This window comes from Desulfoprunum sp., from assembly GCF_053613775.1.
This window is the reverse complement of the sequence record NZ_JBSHXH010000006.1, coordinates 186977-206683: the sequence shown is the minus strand read 5'-3', so window position 1 is coordinate 206683 and position 19707 is coordinate 186977. Positions and strand designations below refer to the sequence as shown.

The following is a 19707-nucleotide window of genomic DNA, read 5'->3' as shown; positions in this document are numbered from 1 at the left end:
TCGGTGGACGGCTCAGATGCCGCACATGCAGCCGCCGAGCCTGATGATCGGCCTGGCCTCGGCGCAGCAGGCCTGGATGGCGTCTTTGACCAGTTGGAGATTGTCATTGTCGATCCGAAGGCTGTCCTCCCGATCGATGCCGAGGGTGGTGATGACCAGATGGTGCCTGCAGCCGATCCCGGTCCTCTCGAGGATCCGACGGCTGCACCCCTTTTCGCAGCCATCGACAGCCACGACCATGCGGGCCTTGCCGGCGTCGGCGATGGCGGCTGCCAGTCCGGCGGCGATGGCCGCCAGGCTGTACATCCTGCCGAACCCTGCACCGGTCAGCTCGATCACCGCCTGATGGCTCAACTGACCGACGCTGCATGCCCCGGAGCAGGGTAACGGCATGATGCCATCGGGCTGGATCGGGGGGCAGGGGGTGGACATGCTTTTTCCTTGCGGTTGCGGTGTAATTGCGGTGGCCGGGAGAAGCGGTTCCTCACCGGCATGGACGGCTGTATCAGCCAACCGCGTCCATGCCGGACGAGACCCATTGCCGGCTCAGTTTCCTGTTCGGCCGCTCCTCGGACGCCTCCCGTTCGAGACGACGATCAGGCCTTCCACAGGCCGTGCAGATTGCAGTAGGCGCGGGCTGTCACCTTGTCGGCGGAGCAGGCGAAACAGGCGGACGGCTTGTCGCCCGGCTTGAGGTTCTGGCGATAGACCGTGTCGCCGTCAACCAGTTCGATCCACTCGATATAGTGTTCGGCCGTCATCGGATGATCGACGGAACCGACATTGACCTGCCAGCAGCCATCCTTCTTCTCGAGGACCGGAACATGTTTTTCGACCGCCGCATCGGTGGTGTTCTCGGTCATCCTGGCCATCGGCTGGCCGCAGCACACCAGGGACCCGGCCCCGCCGGCAAGCACTTCAACAATATTTCCGCATATCGAGCATTTGTAGACTTCCATTTTTTCAGCCATAGCTTCCTCCAGAGAGTGATGTTGAATGTAAAAAAACCCAACATCACTATACAGGAATCGATGCGGTGCTGTGAAGGAAAAATTAATATTGGTTATCATTTCCCGTTTTCAACGACCGACAATTCAGCCGCCTCCCTGCACCATGGCAGTCGAAACTTTTGGTCGTATTCCTGCCGAGGAGGCCGTTCGATTGCCGCCGCGGCCGTGCACCGGAGCGGCCGGCTCCGGTCATTTCGGTGTCGCCTGCTCGAGCATGTTCGATTGGGCTGGAAAGTGGGGGGAATGGACGAACGGCGCAGTTTCCCTGTGGTTTCGATCAACTTTTTGTTTGACAACACCGACGAATTGTCTGATTGTTTAAGTGGAGATCTGTCGTGTATGTTTTTAAAATCATAAGGAGAATCTTCATGAAACGAATTGTCGGACGAATCGCCCTGGCGGCTGCCTGCCTTCTGCCGCTGACCTGCACGTCAGCGCTGGTCGCGGCTGACTATGCCCATGAGATCCAGGCCAAGAAAATGACCTTTGCCTGGACGGTCAACGATAAGCAGCTCGAGGTCAAGCTGAGTGCGGATACGACCGGCTGGGTGGCGATCGGATTCCATCCCGCCGATCGCATGCAGGGCGCCAATTACATCCTCGGATATGTGAAGGACGGCAAGGTTTCATTGACGGATGATTTCGGTGACACGCCGACAGGGCACAAACCCGACGACAAGCTCGGCGGGACTGAGGACGCGACCCTGGTCGGTGGATCAGAGGAGAATGGCAGGACCACTATTGAGTTCTCGATACCGCTGGCTTCCTCCGATGTCAATGATGGCAACATTGACAGCCAGGGTGAGACGGTGGTCCTGCTCGCTTATGGACCGGATCGAGACAGCTTCAAGCTCAAGCATAAGTTTCGGACGGCAATGAAGGTGAATCTGACATCAGGTGCGGCGTCGGCACTGTAAAGAGGTGGCCCGTGCGGTTTGCTCTCGGTACACTCGTCTTCAGCCTGACCCTGCTGCTGCACGCGGGAGGGGGAGGGCCTGCCTGTGCCCACGGCCCGCCGGCCGATGGGGGGGCGAACTCCGCCGCCGCGGTCGGGAAGGGAGGGCAGGAACACGACTCTGCCCTGTCGATGACGGACGCCAGGGCACCCAAAGAATGGGTCGAGGAGAAAACCGGAGCATATCTGCCGCTGGAGCTCGTCTTTCGCGATGAAGACGGTCGACCGCTCAGCCTGGAGGGGATTGTCGACAAGCCCGTTCTGCTGTTGCCGGTCTACTACTACTGCGCCGGCTCCTGCAGCCGCAATCTGGCCAATCTGGCCATCGCCCTCGGCCGGCTGAAATCGGTGCCGGGCCGGGACTTCCGGGTTGTCGCCGTCAGCATCAACGACCGGGAAAAGAGCGAGGATGCCCGTCGGGCGAAGAAGACCTTCATCAAGCTCGCCGGCGGGAAAATCCCGGAGGGGGAGTGGCGTTTTTTGACCGGTGACAGGGAAGCGATCACCACCCTCACCGCCGCGATCGGCTATCGATTCGAACAGCAGGCCGACGGCACCTTCATCCACCCTTCGGCCCTGGTGGCGGTGGCGAGCGACGGCAGGATCATCCGCTACGTCTACGGCGATTTCATCCCCGGCGATGTCGATATGGCCGTCTACGATGCCGGCCGGAATACCCCGTCGCTTTCGGTCAAGCGCCTGCTCGACATCTGTTTCAATCCCGATCCCAATGCCAGCAAGGGTGTCGTGCTGGCGGTCAAGGCCGGGGTCCTGGCAATATTCGCCGCGTTCACGGCAGCGGTGCTGTTGCTGTACCGGAGGCGGGGCGGAAGACGAGATCGGAACCAGGGGGTTAAGGAATAGGGACAGGATGAAACCATGACCGCAGCGCAATCGTACCTTGAGCAATCTTCACCCCCCGGCCGCACCGGATGGAAGGCGTGGCTGCTGACCCACGACCACAAGCGTCTGGGGCTGATGTACCTGTGGGCCATCCTCTTCTGGTTCGTGCTGGCGGTGATCCTCGGTCTGCTGATGCGGACCGAGCTGATGGGCATGGGACGGACCATCATGGGGCCGGAGGCCTACAACTCGATGTTCACCCTCCATGGGGTGATCATGATCTTTCTTTTCGGTATTCCGGCCATTCCCTCGATATTCGGCAATTTCTTCCTGCCGATCCAGCTGGGTGCCGACGATGTGTTCTTCCCCCGGCTCAATCTCCTGTCCTGGTACCTCTTCATGTTCGGCGGGGGCTTTGCCGTCTTCTCCCTCTTTTCCGGCGACGGCTTTCCCGATACCGGCTGGACCTTCTATGTCCCCTTCAGCATCTCGAGTGCGGGCAATGTCTCGCTGACCGTCACCGCCGCCTTCATCCTCGGCATGTCGTCGATGCTGACCGGCCTGAATTTCGTCACCACCTTTCACCGGATGCGCGATAAGGCCATGGGCCCGATGCAGATCCCGCTGTTCACCTGGTCGCTCTACGCCACGGCCTGGGTGCAGATCCTGGCGACACCGGTGATCGCCATCACCTTCGTCCTGGTGGTGCTCGAACGTTTCCTTTCGATCGGGCTGTTCGAGCCGGACAAGGGCGGCGACCCGCTCCTCTACCAGCACCTGTTCTGGATGTATTCCCATCCCGCCGTCTACATCATCATCCTGCCGGCGATGGGGGTCATTTCCGAGATCATCCCGGCCTTCTCCCGCAAGTCGATCTTCGGCTACAAGGCCATCGTCTACTCCTCGCTGGCCATCGCCATCGCCGGCTCCCTGGTATGGGCCCACCACATGTACTCCAGCGGCATGAGCGATGTCTCGGTGTTCGTCTTCTCGCTGCTGACCTTTCTCGTCGCCGTTCCCTCGGCGGTCAAGGTGTTCTCCTGGGTGTCGACCATGTACAAGGGCTCGATCGCGATGTCGCCGCCGTTTTTTCTCTCCCTCTGCTTCATCTATCTCTTCACGGTGGGCGGGCTCACCGGGCTCGTCCTCGGCGCCGCCGGTACCGACATCCACGTCCACGACACCCATTTCGTTGTCGCCCATTTCCACTTCGTGATGCTGGGCGGCACCGGTTTCGCCTTTTTCGCCGCCCTCCATTACTGGTGGCCGAAGATGTTCGGGGTCATGTACCGCAACCGTCCTGCTTACGTTGGGGCCGTCGCGGCGGCGGTGGGGTTCGTCTTTCATTTCGTGCCGATGCTCATCCTCGGGATGCAGGGCATGCCGCGCCGGTACTACGATTATCTGCCCCAGTACGAGACCGGGAACTTCCTTGCCGGATTCGGCGCCTATCTGCTCGTCTTCGGGCTGTTGCTGATGCTGCTCAACCTGGTGTTCAGCCTCAGAAATCCGCGGACCGCACCAGCCAATCCCTGGGGCGGAACCACGCTCGAATGGTCGATTCCTTCACCGCCCCCGGTGGAGAATTTCACCGATTCTCCGAACATCAAGGACTTTCCCTATGACTTCAGTGAGATAGTAAGTAATTCGAACAAGTGACGGCCGATAAGACAGGGATGTGATGACGACCAGAATCGATGCTACCGGTACCCGGATAGGGATGTGGATATTCCTCTATTCGGAGATCATTCTTTTCGGCGGCCTTTTTGTTCTCTATGCCGTCTATTTTTATGAGTATCCCGAGCTGTTCGCCAAGGGGGGCAAGGAGCTTAACCGGATCATCGGCTCACTCAATACCGTGGTCCTGCTGGTCAGCAGTTTTACCGTCGCCTCTTCGATCACCGCCATCCAGCGCGGGAAGAAGGGACAGGCCATGGGCTTCCTGGCCTTTTCCATCTTCTGCGGCCTCGTCTTCGTGGTGAACAAGTATTTTGAATGGGGGGCCAAGATCCACCACGATATCTATCCCAACTCCGCGACCCTGCAGGACGGCGAACCGGGGCTCAATATCTTTTTCGGGCTGTATTATGTGATCACCGGCCTGCACGGCCTCCATGTCATCATCGGCATGGTCCTGCTGACGGTCAGCCTGATCCTCGTGCTGCGCGGCCGGATCACGGCATCACGCTACGCCCTGCTCGAGAATTCCGGCCTCTACTGGCATCTCGTCGACTTGATCTGGATCTTTGTCTTTCCATTGTTCTACCTGGTCCTCTAGGGCCGGGGTCTTCGCGAGGGAGCGTAGCATATGGAGTCAATCGAAGAACACCGGCACATTATGGGTTATGGGCAGCTGGCCGTCATCCTGGCCCTGCTGCTGGCGCTGACCGGGGTGACGGTGGCGGTGTCCTATATCCATCTCGGTTTCTTCAACGTGCCGCTGGCCTTGACCATCGCCTCGCTCAAGGCCGCCCTCGTTCTCCTCTTTTTCATGCATCTCCGCTTTGAGGGCCCGGTTATCAGGTACTCATTCATCACGACCGTCCTGTTCCTGGCGATCATGATCGGTTTCACCTTCTGGGACGTGGCCTTCAGGTAAGGGAGGGCGGTACATGAGTCCGGCACACAGCGTCGACCTGGCATTCTGGTACATTTTGGGCATTTCCCTGGTCCTGCTCCTCGGTATCACGGCGGTGATGGTGATCTTTGTCGTCCGCTATCGGCGCAGCCGCCATCCGGTGCCCGGGGATATCCGGGATAACCTCGCCCTCGAGCTGGTGTGGACGGTCATTCCCACCCTGATCGCCCTGTCGATGTTCTACATGGGGTGGAAGTCCTATATCAGCCTGCGCACCGTGCCGGAGGATGCGATGCAGGTCGAGGTGACGGCCCAGATGTTTTCCTGGATCTTCACCTATGAAAACGGCAGGGAGAGTGAAAACGAGCTGGTGGTGCCCCTCGGCCGGGCGGTCAAGCTCAACGTCTCCTCGGTGGATGTCGTCCACAGCCTCTATATCCCGGCCTTCCGGATCAAGATCGATGCCGTGCGCGGCATGACCACCTATGCCTGGTTTCAGGCCGATGAGCAGGGCGAGTATGATATCCAGTGCACCGAATACTGCGGCACCGGCCACTCGGCGATGACCGCCAGGTTGAGGATCGTGCCGGAACAGGAATACCTGGCATGGCTGGAAGCGGAGGAGTGAACATGGTGCCGGACAGCGATTGCCCGGTTGAGGATTCCTGCCGTTGAAGGAGTGGCCATGATCATGCCACAGGGATCGATCGGACAGGCTCCATCCAGCATCCCGGTCAAGATTGGAGCCAGGGTGCGCCTGGCCAAGGGGAGGCTCAGCCTGATGCTTGGCTTCTCGTCGATGCTCGGTTTCCTGCTGGCCTCGCCCCAGGCCCCGCCGGTCGTGCTGCTGCTGGTCGGTGGTGTGGTGCTGCTGGCCGGCGGGGCGGCGTCTTTGAACAGTCTGCAGGAATGGCGTCAGGACCGCCTGATGCGGCGGACGATGTTCCGTCCCCTGCCCCAGGGAGAGCTGAACCCCGGTCAGGCCCTGCGGCAGGCGGTGCTGCTGATCGGCTGTGGTCTGCTGCTGCTGTCGTTTGTCCCCGGCCCGCTGCCGCTGGCGCTCGGCCTGCTTGCGGTGGTGCTGTACAATGGGGTCTATACCCCGCTCAAGGCTAAAACGATGCTGGCGCTGGTCCCGGGGGCAGTATGCGGCAGCCTCCCGGTGGTCATCGGCTGGATTGCCGGCGGCGGCCAGGCCGGCTCACCGGTCCTCGGTGCACTGATCTCGTTGCTGGTCCTCTGGCAGGTGCCGCATTCCTGGCTGGTATCACTGATCTACCGGGACGACGTCGCCAGAAGCCGGATGCCGCAACTGCTCCATCACCTGTCCGAGCCGGCCATGCGGCGGCTGCTGGTGCCCTGGGTTTCGGCCCTGGCGGCGACGATGATGCTGTTCACCCTGCTGCCTCTCGGGTTGAATGCCACCGCCCGGACGGTGCTGCTGTGTGCCGCGATCCTCCTGGCACTGGTCTTTCTACTCCAGGTATTTCTCCATTATTCGCTCAATTACAGGACGTTATTCATCTTCCTCAACCTGATCTTTATCCTTTTCATCCTGATCGTCTGTGCCGCGAGGATATCCCTTCCCTCGGTTGCCGGCCCTCCCTTGGGGAATATCGTCTGACCGGAGGGATTTTGAACTCTCCACCGGAGAGGAACAGGGACATGGCGATGTCCTGCCGACCTGCCTGAGGCGCCGGCGCCAGTTAAAAATCTGCTCGCAATAAAACTGATAATCGTTATTGTCTATTGGAACATATCCGGACCCTGAATCGCTCATCAGCGGGAGGCTATTCCAATGGGGAAAAAAGACAAATGCTGTCACAGTTTTGAAAAAAAGGGAAAATGCTGCAAGGGATGTCCCCTGAAAGATGAAGTTGAATCGGAAAAGAAGGGGAAGAAAAAAAACAAGGATCAGAAAGATAAAGATAAGAAAGACGTAACTATTCAGCACAAATTATTTTCATCAAATCCAATAAAGTTCTTGACAGGGTTTTCGTTAAATTTTTTCAGAATCCAACCAGTTTCCGACTCAGCACAGAGCACTGCTTTATTCGCCCCAAGTGAGCTGTTTTGGCAACACCGTAACACTGGTGCATACCCCCGGGTGTAAAATTTTTGAAAATGCCGTGACGGGCATCCTGGAGACAAAAATTTCGATTTAAAAACCCGTGTTATAATACGGTAACGCTTAACACGGGAGCTTTTCATGACGGTGGACAATATCAATGTGGATGATACGGTAAAAAGGGTCACAGCCTTGATCGCCGAGGAGAAAAATCTCTCCCCGGCGCTCAAAAGCAGCCTTGAAGTTCTCCTCCTGCTGGTCTCCATCCTGGTCAACCGTCTTGGACTCAACAGTCGGAACAGCAGCAAACCGCCGGCGTCGGACCCGTTCCGGAAAAAAGAGCGGAAAACCGCTGGTGGACGAAAACCAGGCGGGCAGCATGGCCATGTCGGCAAGACCCTGCAACAGGTCAGCGACCCCGATATCGTCAAGCCCATCCCGATAGACAGGAGTCTCCTGCCGCCGGGGGAGTACAGGAGCGTTGGCCATGAGGCCAGGCAGGTTATCGATCTGGATATCAGCATCGTTGTCACCGAATGGCAGGCGGAAATCCTTGTCGATCAAAACGGGAAGAAGCATGTCGCACCCTTCCCCGAAGGCGTTACGCGGCCGATTCAGTATGGCATCGGAATCAAAATCAACTCGGTCTACATGTCACAATACCAGATGATTCCGTACAATCGTATCGAGGAGCAATTCGCCGATCAGCTGCAGATCCCGATCAGTGCCGGCTCCATCGTCAACTTCAACAGGGATGCCTTCGAGCGGCTGGAATTGTTCGATACCTGGGTCAAGAATCGGCTGGCCGAAGCCCCCGTGGTTCATCTCGATGAAACCGGAGTCAATGTCAACAGCAGCCGATATTGGCTTCACAACACCTCGACCGACAGCTACAGCTATTTTTACCCGCATCAGAAACGCGGCGGAGAAGCCCTTGACGAAATCGGAATCCTCTTCGGCTACCAGGGCATACTCTGCCATGACCACTGGAAGCCCTACTTCAACTATGGTGCGGCCCACGCCTTGTGCAATGCCCATCATCTCCGGGAACTGGAAAGAGCTGCGGAACAGGATGGGCAGAAATGGGCCAAGCAGATGAGTGATCTCCTCCTCGAAATCAACCGAGCGGTGGATGAAGCCGGTGGCTCTCTCGACCCGCCTGGCGCCGAGCTGTTTCGGCAGCGATACCGGGAAGTGTTGACCGAAGCCGAAATCGAGTGCCCTGAGCCGAAGAAAAAGACATACCACCTGAAACCGGGAAGGATTGCCAGATCAAAAGCGAGAAATCTCCTGGAGCGGCTCAGAAAATTTGAGGATGCCGTGCTCCGCTTCATGGTCGAACCACTCGTGCCCTTTTCCAACAACCAGGCAGAAAATGATCTTCGCATGATCAAGGTCCAGCAAAAGGTGTCGGGCTGTTTCCGTTCGATGGACGGCGCCAAGGTATTCTGTCGCATCCGCAGTTACTTGACAACCTGCAGAAAACAGAGCGTTACTGCGACGGAGGCATTGCGTCTGCTGTTCGAGGGTAAATGGCCGGCATTCATGGTTGCCTCGGATGTCTCTTTGGATGCTGAATAGTTACAGAAAGACAAGAAAAAGAAGGATAAGAAAAAGAAATAAATGTCCGTGCGCCGAGGCGTGGTGCCCGAACGCATGGACGATCAACGGAGAAGGAGGAAGGAATGATCAGCGACAAACTCAACGATGCCCTCAACGGTCAGATCAATGCCGAACTGTACTCGTCGTATCTTTATCTGTCGATGTCGGCCTGGTTCAGCGCCAGGAGTCTGCCCGGGTTCGCCAACTGGATGCGCTGCCAGGTCCAGGAAGAGCTGTTCCATGCAACCAAGATGTTTGATTACGTCAACGAACGGGGCGGCACGGTGGTCCTGGAGGCAATCGCCAAACCGGACGACACGTGGGACTCACCGCTGACGGTGCTCAAGCAGGTGGCCAGGCACGAGGCTCATGTCACCAAACTGATCAACGACCTCGTCAACTGCGCCCTCGACGAGCGCGATCATGCCTCGAACATCTTTCTCCAGTGGTATGTCACCGAGCAGGTGGAAGAGGAGGCCAGTGTCGGCGAGGTTCTCAACAAGTTGAAGATGATCGGCAAGGATTCGGCCGGGATGTTCGCGATGGACCTGGAGATGGGCAAGCGGATCTTCACCCCGCCGGTCGCGGCCTGAGGCAGCGATAATCGAAGTGGGACAGGCCGCGGTCACCTGCGGCGGCAGTTTTTTTGGAGTGGATGAAGATGATCATAGAGTGGGGATACTTTCGCAGCGGCTGAGCGTCCTGCCAGAAGGCCCGGGCGGCCCTCGATCAGGCTGGGATCAAGGTTGATGAAGTGGTGGATGCCAGGAAAACGGTATTGCAGGGAGATGCGGCCTGGCACCTGGTGGCCGGGGCCGACCAGATCGTGGTGGCCGCCGGCGGGAAGATCGAAGAACTGCTGCCGGCGAAGGCGGCCAAGGACGAAATCCTGGCCAGGATCACCGGTCGTACCGGCAACCTGCGGGCGCCGGTGCTGCGCCGCGGCCGGGTCTTCTATATCGGCTACAACGACGCGCTGTACGCCCTGATTACATCCTGACCGGCGCAGGGGAGGGAGGGAGTGGCCCTCTCCTCCCCGGTTCCGGTCGGTGATATCAATCTACCTTCCAGAACGCCTCCTTTTCGGCGCCGCAAAGGGGGCAGACCCAACCGTCGGGCAGTTGTTCCCAGGGAGTACCCGGGTCAACGCCGTGTTCAACATCGCCTTCTGCCGGATCATAAATGTAACCGCACGGGCATTCCCATTTGTCCATGATTGCTTCCTCCCTGTAGGTTTGTGGAACACAAATAAAAGAAAATGATAATCATTACTGATTATCATTGATTATACCGGATGGGAATCGGATGTCAACAGGATAATGCAGGTTGCAGTTCACCCCGGAGGTGATCGGTCGACCGCGATCCGGGGTTGATGGCGACCGGGGGTCAGCGGCCGCCGTCCTCGTCGTCGGTCGGCACCGGGTAGCCGTTGCGCCGCAGGATCTCCTTCGATGGCACCAGGGCGGTGGCCGTCGCCGAAACGATGTTGCCGGCCACCCCGGGGCCGTCGCCGGCAACGAACAGTCCCTTGATCGCGGTTTCGAGGTGGTTGTCGGTAGTGATCTGGGTGGCGAAGAATTTGATCTCCGGGGCATAGAGCAGGGTCTCGTCGTTGGCGACCCCGGGGATGACCTGGTTGAGCTGCTCGAGGCCGTCGACCAGATTGGTGAGGATCCGCTCCGGCAGGGCCATGGCGATATCGCCGCAGGTGACGTTCTTCAGGGTCGGCTCGATGTAGCTGTTGTGGACCCGGTTCCAGGTGGAGCGGCGGCCGCGGGTCAGGTCGCCGTAGCGCTGGAGGATCGGTTTGCCGCCGCCGATCAGGGTCGACAGCCGGCCGATCGATTCGCCGTAGGCCTGGTTGTCCTCCACCGGGTCGGTCAGCACCACCTTCGACAGGAAGGCGAAGTTGGTGTTGTCGGATTTTTTGTCCATATAGGCGTGACCGTTGACGCAGACGAAGTCCTGGTAGTTTTCCAGCGCCACATAACCGCCGAGGTTGGTGCAGAAGGTGCGGGTCTGGTCGTCGTATTTGGTGGTGCGGACGAAGAAGGTCGGGTCATAGATGATCGAGCACAGATCCTCCATGATCTCGTTGTGGACCTCGACCCGCACGCCGACCTCGATCCCGCGCTGGGACAGCTCGATGCCATGGCTGCGGGCGACCCCGCCGATCCACTCCGCCCCGACCCGTCCCGGGGCAAGGATGACGTTAGCCGCCTCGTAACTGCCGTGGTTGGTGACCACCCCGGTGACGGCGCCGCCGGCGACCACCACCTCACGCACCTCCTCCGAGTGGTGGAAGGTGACACCCCGGTCGCGGACGTAGTCGGCCATCGCGGCGATATGGCCGGGCAGGTTGTCGCTGCCGAGATGCTTCTGCTTGATGATCAGCAGCTCGATCCCCTGCTTGCGCGCCTGCTTGCGGATCGCCATGGCCTTCTCCATGTCGGTGGGGAAGACCTTGCCGTCCATGCCGAAGCGGTTGTAGATGCGCTCGGTCTCGGCGATCAGCCGGATTGCCGCCGAGGTCTCCATGAACTGGGTCAGGTCGGTCTTGCCCAGCTTGTGGATGAAGTTGAGCTTGCCGTCGGAAAACAGTCCCGCCCCGCCGATGCCGCACAGGATGTTGCAGGGCCGGCACTTGATGCAGCCCGCGTCCTTGATCGGACACTTCCGCTTGAGCGGGGCCTTGCCCTTTTCGATCAACAGGACGTCGAGCCGGCTGTGTTCGCTCAGGTAATAGGCGGCGAAGAGGCCGGCCGGGCCCCCGCCGACGATGATCACGTCAAACTGTGTCTTGATTTTCTTCATTATTTCGACTTGATGAGGGGCGACCGGAGGCCAGCCTTATTCCTTGGCCGGCGCCGCCTGAGTCTCGGCGGCCTTGGGCACCTCGATTGTCGCCATGCCGAAGGCCAGCCGCACCTTGTTCTCGATCTCGGTGCACATCTCGGGATGATCGGCGAGAAAACGCTTGGAGTTTTCCCGGCCCTGGCCGATCCGTTCCTCGTTGTAGGAATACCAGGCCCCGCTCTTGTCGATGATCTCGTGCTCGGTGGCCAGGTCGAGGATGTCGCCGGCCTTCGAGATCCCCTCGCCGTAGACGATGTCGAATTCGGCTGTTTTGAACGGCGGGGCGACCTTGTTCTTCACCACCTTGACCTTGGTGCGGCTGCCGATGGCCTCGTCGCCCTGCTTGATCGTGGCGATCTTGCGGATATCGAGGCGCAGCGACGAATAGAACTTGAGGGCGTTGCCGCCGGTGGTGGTCTCGGGATTGCCGAACATCACCCCGATCTTCATCCGGATCTGGTTGATGAAGATGAGGATGGTATTGCTGCGACTGAGGACCCCGGTGAACTTGCGCATCGCCTGGGACATCAGTCGGGCCTGCAGGCCGACATGGGCGTCGCCGACGTTGCCGTCGATCTCGGCGCGGGGGACCAGCGCCGCCACCGAGTCGATGACGATGACATCGACGCCGCCGGAGCGGATCAGGATCTCGGCGATCTCCAGGGCCTGCTCGCCGAAGTCCGGCTGCGACACCAGCAGGTTGTCGACGTCGACCCCCAGCCGCTGGGCGTAGGCGGTGTCGAGGGCGTGCTCGGCGTCGATGAAGGCCGCCGCCCCGCCCCGTTTCTGGGCCTCGGCCACCACGTGGAGGGCCAGCGTGGTTTTGCCCGACGATTCCGGCCCGTAGATCTCGGTGATCCGGCCCTTGGGAAAACCGCCGACGCCGAGGGCGATATCGAGGCTGAGGGCGCCGCTCGGGATCACCGGAATCGGTTCCGTCACATGGGTGCCGAGACGCATGATCGACCCCTTGCCGAACTGCCTCTGGATCTGGCTGATTGCGTTGTCGACGCTCGTCGATCTGTCCTTGCCGCTTTGTCCCGGTTGCTCTTTGCTGCTGTTTGCCGCCATGTTGTTCTCCAGAATAATGGATTGAAGGGGATACATTCCCGCACGGGAGTCATGCCCCGCTCTGCGCAGGAAGTCCCGATCGTAGTTGATGGTTCTTACCGATCATGTCCCGGTGGTCTGCAGCAGGTACTTCCGCACCAGGTCGAGCCCGGTCTGGGCCGTTATCTCCCGGATCTGCTGCCGATCGCCCTTGAACAGGAAGTGGGTGGCCCAGGTGCCCTCGGCGGTGGCGATGCCGATATAGACCGTACCCACCGGTTTTTCTTCCGAACCGCCGGTGGGACCGGCGATTCCGGTCACCGACAGGCCGATGTCGGCTCCGGTCCGGTTGCGGATGCCGCCGGCCATCGCTTCGGCGGTCTCGCGGCTGACTGCTCCATGCACGTTGAGGAGGTCTTCGGGGACATCGAGAAACCGGGTTTTCAGTTCGTTGGCGTAGGCGACCACCCCGCCGAGGAAGTAGTTCGAACTGCCGGCGATCGTCGTCACTTTTTTCGAGATCAGGCCGCCGGTGCAGGATTCGGCCACCGCCAGCCGCCGCTCGGTCTGCTGCAGCAGGCCGCCGGTCACCGACTCCATGCAGTCCCGGTCGTAGCCGTAGACGGCGTCGCCGAGCACAGTATTAATGGCTTTGCAGGAAGATATAAAGAGTTTTTCGGCGCTGTGGTTCTGTTTGTCACGGATGATCAGGCTGAGGTGGACCTCGGGGAAAACCGGGTAATAGCCGATATGGGCGTCCCGGCTCAGGTCGAGGGTACTGATGCGGCGGTTGACCTCGGACTCCGGCAGGTTGAAGATCTTGAACACCCGCTGGTAGGTGGTGAGATAGTGGTCCTTGTGCCAGGTGGCCAGGCGCGGCAGCACGTATTCGCGCAGGAGCTGCTTCATCTGGCTGGGGATGCCGGGCAGGAAGAAGATCGGTTTTTCGTCGTGGATCAGCTGGTAGCCGGCCATGCGCGATTGGGGGTTGAGGACCTCGGCGCCTTCGGGCAGCCACGCCAGCTTCTCCAGTTGGCCGACGTGGGCCGGGCTGATCTCGTCGAGGTGGGTGCGGACGATCGACAGGACCTCGAGGTTGGGCAGGGTCGGGCGATTCAGGGCCTTCGACACCGCCTCGTTGGTCATGTCGTCGTCGGTCGAGCCGAGCCCACCGGTAACCAGCACCGCGTCGACCTCGCTGATCGCCTTCTTCAATGCCTCGCCGATCAGCGCCGGGGTGTCGCCGATGGTGTGCATCGCGTGGATCTCGTACCCGGCCTCGAACAGCTGGCGGGCGGCGTAGCCGCTGGTGGTGTTGAGGATCCGGCCCGAGGTCAGTTCGTCGCCGATGGCAATGATCTCTACCTTCATCCCTGACATACCTCCCCCCGAAGGATAGTGTTTTCCAGGTGCTGCAGTTCGACCATAACGATAGTGTCCATCAGCGTATCCTCCCCGGCGATCACCACCGGGACGTAGTTGTCGGTGAACCCCCGCAGCAGGCCGTCGCCGGTCCGCTGGGTCTCGACCAGGACCGGCAGTCTCCTGCCGAGCTGGCGACGGTAAAAGGCCAGTTTTTTCTGCTCTCCCAGGGCCATGAGTTCCGCCACCCGCCGCGATTTGTCCTGCTTGGCCACCTTGCCGCGGAAGGTCGCGGCCTCCGTGCCGGGACGGTCCGAGTAGGGAAAGACGTGGAGGTAGGTCCAGTCGAGGCCCTCGAGAAAGGACCGGGTCCGGGTGAAATGGGCCTCGGTCTCGCCGGGAAAACCGGCCAGGACGTCGATGCCGATGGCGGCGTCGGGAAGATACTGGCGGCACAGGGCGATGACCTTGGCGAAGCGGGCGACCGTGTAACGGCGGTTCATCCGGCTGAGGATCTCGTCGTCGCCCGATTGCAGCGGGATGTGGAGATGGGGCATGAGGTTGGGGCGGGCGGCGACCAGCTCGAGCAGCCGCTCGTCGATTTCGATCGGCTCCAGCGACGAGATGCGGAAGCGGATCTGCGGCAGGGCAGCAGACAGCCGGTCGAGCAGACCGGGCAGGGGCGGGCCCCCCACCAGGTCGCGGCCGTAGTAGCCGAGGTGGATGCCGGTGACGACGATCTCCTTGTGGCCGGCGGCGGCGAAGATCGCCGCCTGTCGCACCACCTCGTCCGCCGGCAGGCTGCGGCTGGGGCCGCGGGTGAACGGCACGATGCAGTAGGAGCAGTAGCTGTCGCAGCCGTCCTGGACCCGGAGGAAGGCCCGGGTCCTCGCCCCGAAGCGGCCGACCGGCAGACGGCAGATCTCGGTGGCGGCCATGATGTCGCCCATCAGCCGCTCCGGCAGGTCGCCGTCCTGCAGGGCGGTCTGGACCAGTAGCTCCTTGTCGCTGTTGCCGATGATGGTGAAGGAGCGGTTGGCCAGTTCCGGCATGTCGGCGATGGTGGCGGCCGCCGCCTCGGCGTAGCAGCCGGTGACGATCAGCCGGGCGTCCGGACTGTGGCGCAGGGCCTGGCGGATCGCCTGCCGCGATTGGGCCCCGGCCTTGGCCGTGACGGCGCAGGTGTTGATGACGACGAGGTCGACAGGCCCCTCGCCACCGGTCGACCATCCGACCCGCTCGAAGCCGGTGCGGAAGGAGGCTGATTCAAACTGGTTGACCTTGCAGCCGAGGGTGATGATCTGAACGCTGTGCATGTGCTTACCTGGAGATGACGCCGCTGCCGACCACCTCGTCGCCCTGGTAGAGGACGGCGAACTGACCCGGGGTGACGGCCCGTTGGGGGAGATCGAAATGAAGCCGGGCCCGTAGTTCGCCTGTGATCTCGAAGGTCGCCGTCGCCCCGCGGTGGGTCGAGCGGAGGCGGACCTCGAAGCGGTCGCCGCTTTCGGCCGGTGTTCCTGCCAGCCAGTGCAGATCGGCGATCTCGACCTGCCGCTGCAGCAGATCATCCTGCTTGCCGACGACCAGGCTGTTGGTTGCCGGGTCGAGACGGACCACGTACCAGGGGCTGCTGTCCGGCAGTCCCAGGCCCCGGCGCTGACCGACGGTGTGGCGGAAGAGGCCGCGATGGCGGCCGATCTCCCGCCCGTCGACGGTGAGCACCGGACCGTCGGCAGCCAGGTCGGGCAGGCGGCGGAGAAGGAAATCACCGACGCTCTCGGCGCCGAGGAAGCAGACATCCTGGCTCTCGGCGCCGGAAAAGCCGGTAAAGCCATGGGCGGCGACGAAGGCGTAGGTCGCCTCCTTGGTCCAATCGCCCAGCGGCAGCCGCAGGCGGCGAAGCTGCGCCTGGAGCAGGCGGGCGAGAAAGTAGCTCTGATCCTTGTGCCGGTCGACCCCCCGGTGCAGGTGGAAGACACCGTCCCGCTCGACGATCCGGGCGTAGTGGCCGGTGGCCATGGTGTCGACCCCGGCCGCCGTCATCGCCGCCAGCAGCAGGCCGAACTTGATCTCGCGGTTGCAGACCAGGCAGGGGTTGGGAGTGAGGCCCGACCGGTAGCTGGATGAAAAATAGTCGAGCACCCGCTCCTCGAACTGGCGGCGCAGGTCGACGGTCGTCAGGCCGATGCCGAGGCGGGCGGCGATCCCTTCCACCCGGGCGAGCTGGGACTGGTAATCCGGCTGGGCCAGGTGCATGAAAAAGCCCTGGACAGCATGGGTTTTCTGCAGCATGATGGCACAGGCGGTCGAGTCGACGCCTCCGCTCATGGCTATGCCGATCTGTATTGCACTCACCGAATTCCTTGTCCGTCGCGGCGGTATATCGTACTGTAGCAGGTTCAATCGGCGCTCTATCGGCCGGAAAAATCAACACATTATAATACTGTAGGATGAACGAAAAGGAAAGTGGCAAAGGCCCTCGCCCGGTCCTGCCGGAACTGCTGGCCCCGGCCGGCAATTACGAAAAACTGGTGACCGCCGTCCACTACGGCGCCGATGCCGTCTACCTCGGCGGCCGCCGCTTCAGCCTGCGGGCCAAGGCCGGCAATTTTGACGCCGAAGCGATGCGCGAGGGGGTTCGATATGCCCATGCCCACGGAGTCAAGGTCTACGTCACGGTCAATATCCTTGCCCACAACGACGACCTGGCCGGACTGGACGGGTATCTCCGCGAACTGGGCGCCATCGGCGTCGACGCCCTGATCATCGCCGATCCGGGGATCCTGATGCGGGCCCGGACCCTGGTGCCGCAGTTGCCGCTCCATCTCTCGACCCAGGCCAACGTCACCAACCGCCTGGCCGCCGCCTTCTGGCTGGGGCAGGGGGCCGTCCGGCTCAATCTCGCCCGCGAGCTGTCGCTTGCCGAAATCCGGGCGATCCGCGGCGCGGTCGCCGGCGAGCTCGAGATCTTCGTCCACGGGGCGTTGTGCATCTCCTATTCCGGGCGCTGCATGCTGTCGAACTACATGACCGGCCGCGATGCCAACCGGGGCAACTGCGCCCATCCCTGCCGCTACAGCTACGCCCTGGTCGAGGAAAAGCGGCCGGGCCAGTACTTCCCGGTCGAGGAGGACGAGCGCGGCACCTATATCTTCAACGCCAAGGACCTCTGCCTGCTCGAGGCCCTGCCGGAACTGGCGGCCGCCGGCGTCGACTCGCTGAAGATCGAGGGGCGGATGAAGTCGATCTTCTATGTCGGCGGGACCGTGCGGGTCTACCGGGCGGCGCTCGATTTTCTCGGCGGCCTGCCGGCGGAGGCGTGGCGGCGGCCGGAGGCGATCCGGCTGCCGGAGGTGCTGATGGAGGAACTGCTGAAAACCGGCACCCGCGGCACCAGCGACAACTTCCTGCGCCAACGGCCCGGGGCCGACGAGATGCTGTACCAGACGCCGCGGGCCACCCAGCCCTGCGAGCCGGTGGCGGTAATCCGCCGGGCCGGCGACCAGCCGCTGGTCGAGGCCCGCAATCCCCTGGCCAGCGGCGAGGCGGTCGAGTATATGGGCCGGGGAATCGCGGTGTTGCCGCTCAGGATCGCGGCGATGCACAACGAGCGCTGCGAACCGCTCAGCCGCGCCAACCCCGGGGAGCGGGTCGTCCTCACCACCGACCCTCCGCTGGCCCGGGGCGAGGTCAACGGCATCCTGCGGCGGACGAGGTGAGGCCGGTCATTTTCGCGTCTGATTATCATTGAACTTAAGCCTTTGTGAGCAGGTGCTGTTTCGAATCCCTACTCCTCCGCCATATCGACGATAGCGCCACCACACTTGCCCTCCGTTCAGGGCCGGGTTCGGGTTGCGACCATCTTTCCATGCTTGCCTCCCTTTGGGTGTATTGCATAATGGGACTTGTATGTATCCCCTGAATTCGATAGCCAACGTTGCAACATCGGTGTTTGAGGTGTTGAGAACCGGCTGGTGTTGGGCCGCATCTGACAGCGGTGGTCGGCCGGCGACGTCACTGCCAAGCCGTCGGCCGGTCGCGCCGCTGATCGTCACAGTTCTGCTCGCGCTCATCGTCCTCTGCGGGTGCGGAGCCGGGCATCCCCCTGTCGGCACCGGTGCACCCGCCCACCTGGTTGTTCTCGGCGATCCCCATCTGCCGGGTAACAATCCGGCCGCCAAGCGGGCGGTGCTGGCGCGGATCAATTCCTGGCGGGATGTCGCCCTGGTTGTTGCCGTCGGCGACCTTACCGAAAGGTACGGCACCGATAGGGAATATGCCGCCGCCGCTACCTATTTCCGCAACCTGCGCCACCCCATGGCCCCGATTGTCGGCAACCACGACTATTGCTTCCAAACGCCTTATCCGCTTGTGGCCAGAGGGTATGTCCGTGCCCCCTTTGTTTTTCAGCAGGCGAAGCTGGCCAAATTCCGGCAAACCTTCGGCCTTAACCAGCACTACTACAAGTTGGAAATCGGCGGCTACCTCCTCCTTTTTCTCTCCACCGATCATGACCGTTTTGGCGTCGGCATCGGCGAAGCGCAACTGGCATGGCTCCGCATTCAGCTCCTCCGGCACCGCAACCAACCAACCATGATCTTCGCCCACCCTCCGCTTCACGGGACCCAGACCAGATTCAGGCACTATGTCAATCGTCCCAATGCCGTCATCCAGCCGGCGGCCTGGATGCACATGCTCCTGATCACCAACCCCCAGGTCTTTCTCTGGGTGTCCGGTCATACCCACACCCCGCCCACTGAAGCCAGCTATGCCTCCTTCATCAACATCTACGCCGATCGGATCGTCAATATTCACAATAACAGCATGAAGGGCGACACGATCTGGACCAACTCCCTCTATCTGTATCCGAATCGGGTCCAGGTCCGCACCTTCAACCATTGTGAAAACCGCTGGCAGGCCGAGTTTGACCGCACCATCCTCGTGCCGCCCCCGCGCTGACCTGGCGCGGAAAAGCTTTAGAATCGGCCAGAAACACAGTTTCAGTGTTTGAATATAATTGTGGATTGGCCAACGATAGGTTCACGGTAGATATCTCAAGTCAAGGGAGATCCAATATTTTGAACGATTAGGAGCGGCAAGTTCAATCTGCCTTTATACCGGATAGTACCGGTAAACTTCTCACTAGCGGGCAGCTGGTCAGCTTCAAGAATTAATCCGGCCCCTTTCGCGCATTCCGATTCAAAGTTTACTGAAATCCACATGAAATGACGAAAAGCCAGAATATGCTTTTCGATTAGCTTGGTAGTCATCAAGCTTTTTTTAAATAATTCTTGTCATTTATTCCTATGGCACTATAAAGAATTGGATAATTTCTTGAGGAGCAACTGCGCATTTTTCCCGAGGTCATTGTGCTGCAATC

General features: G+C 60.8%; 20 protein-coding genes and 1 pseudogene. 13 read left to right on the top strand and 8 right to left on the bottom strand.

What is annotated here, in order from left to right:
- Positions 1-12: 12 nt before the first annotated feature.
- Together ACWGKN_RS13700 and ACWGKN_RS13695 are read right to left on the bottom strand one after the other, a co-directional pair.
- Positions 13-432, bottom strand: a complete 420-nt coding sequence (locus tag ACWGKN_RS13700) for a putative zinc-binding protein (protein WP_052159776.1) — start codon at positions 430-432, stop codon at positions 13-15.
- A gap of 164 nt (positions 433-596) precedes the next feature.
- A complete protein-coding gene (locus tag ACWGKN_RS13695; protein ID WP_035227889.1) occupies positions 597-971 on the bottom strand; it encodes a desulfoferrodoxin in 375 nt (124 codons plus the stop codon).
- A 407-nt stretch (positions 972-1378) separates the two neighbouring features.
- On the opposite strand from ACWGKN_RS13695, the gene ACWGKN_RS13690 reads away from it, so the two are divergent.
- From ACWGKN_RS13690 to ACWGKN_RS13640, 11 genes and pseudogenes are all read left to right on the top strand, one after another.
- Positions 1379-1927, top strand: coding sequence for a DOMON domain-containing protein (locus ACWGKN_RS13690; RefSeq protein ID WP_452095465.1), 549 nt, complete (start codon positions 1379-1381; stop codon positions 1925-1927).
- A gap of 11 nt (positions 1928-1938) precedes the next feature.
- Complete coding sequence (locus tag ACWGKN_RS13685) at positions 1939-2829, top strand: SCO family protein (protein ID WP_452095464.1); 891 nt, start codon at positions 1939-1941, stop codon at positions 2827-2829.
- 15 nt (positions 2830-2844) lie between these two features.
- Positions 2845-4467: a cytochrome c oxidase subunit I gene (locus ACWGKN_RS13680; RefSeq protein WP_035227885.1), complete on the top strand. Its 1623-nt coding sequence runs from the start codon at positions 2845-2847 to the stop codon at positions 4465-4467.
- Between the two features lie 22 nt (positions 4468-4489).
- Positions 4490-5086 carry a cytochrome c oxidase subunit 3 family protein gene (locus tag ACWGKN_RS13675; protein ID WP_035227883.1) on the top strand — a complete coding sequence of 199 codons (597 nt, stop codon included), beginning with the start codon at positions 4490-4492 and terminating at the stop codon, positions 5084-5086.
- 30 nt (positions 5087-5116) lie between these two features.
- The gene (locus ACWGKN_RS13670) at positions 5117-5407 is read left to right on the top strand and encodes a cytochrome C oxidase subunit IV family protein (RefSeq protein ID WP_035227881.1); all 291 of its coding nucleotides are present in this window, start codon (positions 5117-5119) and stop codon (positions 5405-5407) included.
- Between the two features lie 13 nt (positions 5408-5420).
- Entirely contained in the window at positions 5421-6014 is a 594-nt protein-coding gene (gene coxB, locus ACWGKN_RS13665; protein ID WP_035227879.1) for a cytochrome c oxidase subunit II, read from the top strand.
- Positions 6015-6071: 57 nt separating this feature from the next.
- On the top strand, positions 6072-7010 hold the full coding sequence (locus tag ACWGKN_RS13660; protein ID WP_452095463.1) for a UbiA family prenyltransferase: 939 nt from the start codon (positions 6072-6074) through the stop codon (positions 7008-7010).
- Positions 7011-7184: 174 nt separating this feature from the next.
- Positions 7185-7499: a hypothetical protein gene (locus ACWGKN_RS13655; protein WP_452095462.1), complete on the top strand. Its 315-nt coding sequence runs from the start codon at positions 7185-7187 to the stop codon at positions 7497-7499.
- A 96-nt stretch (positions 7500-7595) separates the two neighbouring features.
- Complete coding sequence (gene tnpC / locus ACWGKN_RS13650; RefSeq protein WP_452095461.1) at positions 7596-9035, top strand: IS66 family transposase; 1440 nt, start codon at positions 7596-7598, stop codon at positions 9033-9035.
- Between the two features lie 104 nt (positions 9036-9139).
- A complete protein-coding gene (locus tag ACWGKN_RS13645; protein ID WP_035227876.1) occupies positions 9140-9649 on the top strand; it encodes a ferritin in 510 nt (169 codons plus the stop codon).
- A 119-nt stretch (positions 9650-9768) separates the two neighbouring features.
- Positions 9769-10056, top strand: a pseudogene (locus ACWGKN_RS13640) (hypothetical protein); the annotation flags it as partial.
- A 55-nt stretch (positions 10057-10111) separates the two neighbouring features.
- Here ACWGKN_RS13640 and ACWGKN_RS13635 read toward each other — a convergent pair.
- The 6 genes from ACWGKN_RS13635 to mnmA all read right to left on the bottom strand — a co-directional run bounded on the left by ACWGKN_RS13635 (position 10112) and on the right by mnmA (position 16682).
- Positions 10112-10270, bottom strand: a complete 159-nt coding sequence (locus tag ACWGKN_RS13635) for a rubredoxin (protein WP_035227872.1) — start codon at positions 10268-10270, stop codon at positions 10112-10114.
- A 172-nt stretch (positions 10271-10442) separates the two neighbouring features.
- Entirely contained in the window at positions 10443-11870 is a 1428-nt protein-coding gene (locus ACWGKN_RS13630; RefSeq protein WP_452095460.1) for an NAD(P)/FAD-dependent oxidoreductase, read from the bottom strand.
- Positions 11871-11906: 36 nt separating this feature from the next.
- Positions 11907-12983, bottom strand: a complete 1077-nt coding sequence (recA, locus tag ACWGKN_RS13625; RefSeq protein ID WP_052159771.1) for a recombinase RecA — start codon at positions 12981-12983, stop codon at positions 11907-11909.
- Between the two features lie 102 nt (positions 12984-13085).
- A complete protein-coding gene (locus tag ACWGKN_RS13620) occupies positions 13086-14333 on the bottom strand; it encodes a CinA family nicotinamide mononucleotide deamidase-related protein (protein ID WP_452095459.1) in 1248 nt (415 codons plus the stop codon).
- Entirely contained in the window at positions 14330-15640 is a 1311-nt protein-coding gene (gene mtaB / locus ACWGKN_RS13615; protein ID WP_452095458.1) for a tRNA (N(6)-L-threonylcarbamoyladenosine(37)-C(2))-methylthiotransferase MtaB, read from the bottom strand. Before mtaB ends, ACWGKN_RS13620 begins: the two co-directional genes overlap by 4 nt.
- A 4-nt stretch (positions 15641-15644) precedes the next feature.
- Positions 15645-16682 (bottom strand): tRNA 2-thiouridine(34) synthase MnmA, encoded by a 1038-nt coding sequence (gene mnmA / locus ACWGKN_RS13610; RefSeq protein WP_452095457.1) that lies wholly within the window; start codon positions 16680-16682, stop codon positions 15645-15647.
- A 95-nt stretch (positions 16683-16777) separates the two neighbouring features.
- On the opposite strand from mnmA, the gene ACWGKN_RS13605 reads away from it, so the two are divergent.
- Positions 16778-18046: a U32 family peptidase gene (locus ACWGKN_RS13605; RefSeq protein WP_452095456.1), complete on the top strand. Its 1269-nt coding sequence runs from the start codon at positions 16778-16780 to the stop codon at positions 18044-18046.
- Positions 18047-18236: 190 nt separating this feature from the next.
- Positions 18237-19286 carry a metallophosphoesterase family protein gene (locus tag ACWGKN_RS13600; RefSeq protein WP_452095455.1) on the top strand — a complete coding sequence of 350 codons (1050 nt, stop codon included), beginning with the start codon at positions 18237-18239 and terminating at the stop codon, positions 19284-19286.
- The last annotated feature ends 421 nt before the right edge of the window (positions 19287-19707 follow it).

Excerpts from the sequence above, each read along its gene's own strand:
- ACWGKN_RS13635 (WP_035227872.1), bottom strand. The coding sequence starts at position 10,270 with ATGGACAAATGGGAATGCCCGTGCGGTTACATTTATGATCCGGCAGAA.
- coxB (WP_035227879.1), top strand. The coding sequence starts at position 5,421 with ATGAGTCCGGCACACAGCGTCGACCTGGCATTCTGGTACATTTTGGGC.
- ACWGKN_RS13620 (WP_452095459.1), bottom strand. The coding sequence starts at position 14,333 with ATGAAGGTAGAGATCATTGCCATCGGCGACGAACTGACCTCGGGCCGG.
- ACWGKN_RS13600 (WP_452095455.1), top strand. The coding sequence starts at position 18,237 with ATGTATCCCCTGAATTCGATAGCCAACGTTGCAACATCGGTGTTTGAG.
- ACWGKN_RS13605 (WP_452095456.1), top strand. The coding sequence starts at position 16,778 with ATGAACGAAAAGGAAAGTGGCAAAGGCCCTCGCCCGGTCCTGCCGGAA.
- ACWGKN_RS13645 (WP_035227876.1), top strand. The coding sequence starts at position 9,140 with ATGATCAGCGACAAACTCAACGATGCCCTCAACGGTCAGATCAATGCC.
- ACWGKN_RS13660 (WP_452095463.1), top strand. The coding sequence starts at position 6,072 with ATGATCATGCCACAGGGATCGATCGGACAGGCTCCATCCAGCATCCCG.
- ACWGKN_RS13655 (WP_452095462.1), top strand. The coding sequence starts at position 7,185 with ATGGGGAAAAAAGACAAATGCTGTCACAGTTTTGAAAAAAAGGGAAAA.
- ACWGKN_RS13675 (WP_035227883.1), top strand. The coding sequence starts at position 4,490 with ATGACGACCAGAATCGATGCTACCGGTACCCGGATAGGGATGTGGATA.
- ACWGKN_RS13690 (WP_452095465.1), top strand. The coding sequence starts at position 1,379 with ATGAAACGAATTGTCGGACGAATCGCCCTGGCGGCTGCCTGCCTTCTG.
- ACWGKN_RS13670 (WP_035227881.1), top strand. The coding sequence starts at position 5,117 with ATGGAGTCAATCGAAGAACACCGGCACATTATGGGTTATGGGCAGCTG.
- mtaB (WP_452095458.1), bottom strand. The coding sequence starts at position 15,640 with ATGCACAGCGTTCAGATCATCACCCTCGGCTGCAAGGTCAACCAGTTT.
- recA (WP_052159771.1), bottom strand. The coding sequence starts at position 12,983 with ATGGCGGCAAACAGCAGCAAAGAGCAACCGGGACAAAGCGGCAAGGAC.
- ACWGKN_RS13700 (WP_052159776.1), bottom strand. The coding sequence starts at position 432 with ATGTCCACCCCCTGCCCCCCGATCCAGCCCGATGGCATCATGCCGTTA.
- tnpC (WP_452095461.1), top strand. The coding sequence starts at position 7,596 with ATGACGGTGGACAATATCAATGTGGATGATACGGTAAAAAGGGTCACA.
- ACWGKN_RS13630 (WP_452095460.1), bottom strand. The coding sequence starts at position 11,870 with ATGAAGAAAATCAAGACACAGTTTGACGTGATCATCGTCGGCGGGGGC.
- ACWGKN_RS13695 (WP_035227889.1), bottom strand. The coding sequence starts at position 971 with ATGGCTGAAAAAATGGAAGTCTACAAATGCTCGATATGCGGAAATATT.
- ACWGKN_RS13680 (WP_035227885.1), top strand. The coding sequence starts at position 2,845 with ATGACCGCAGCGCAATCGTACCTTGAGCAATCTTCACCCCCCGGCCGC.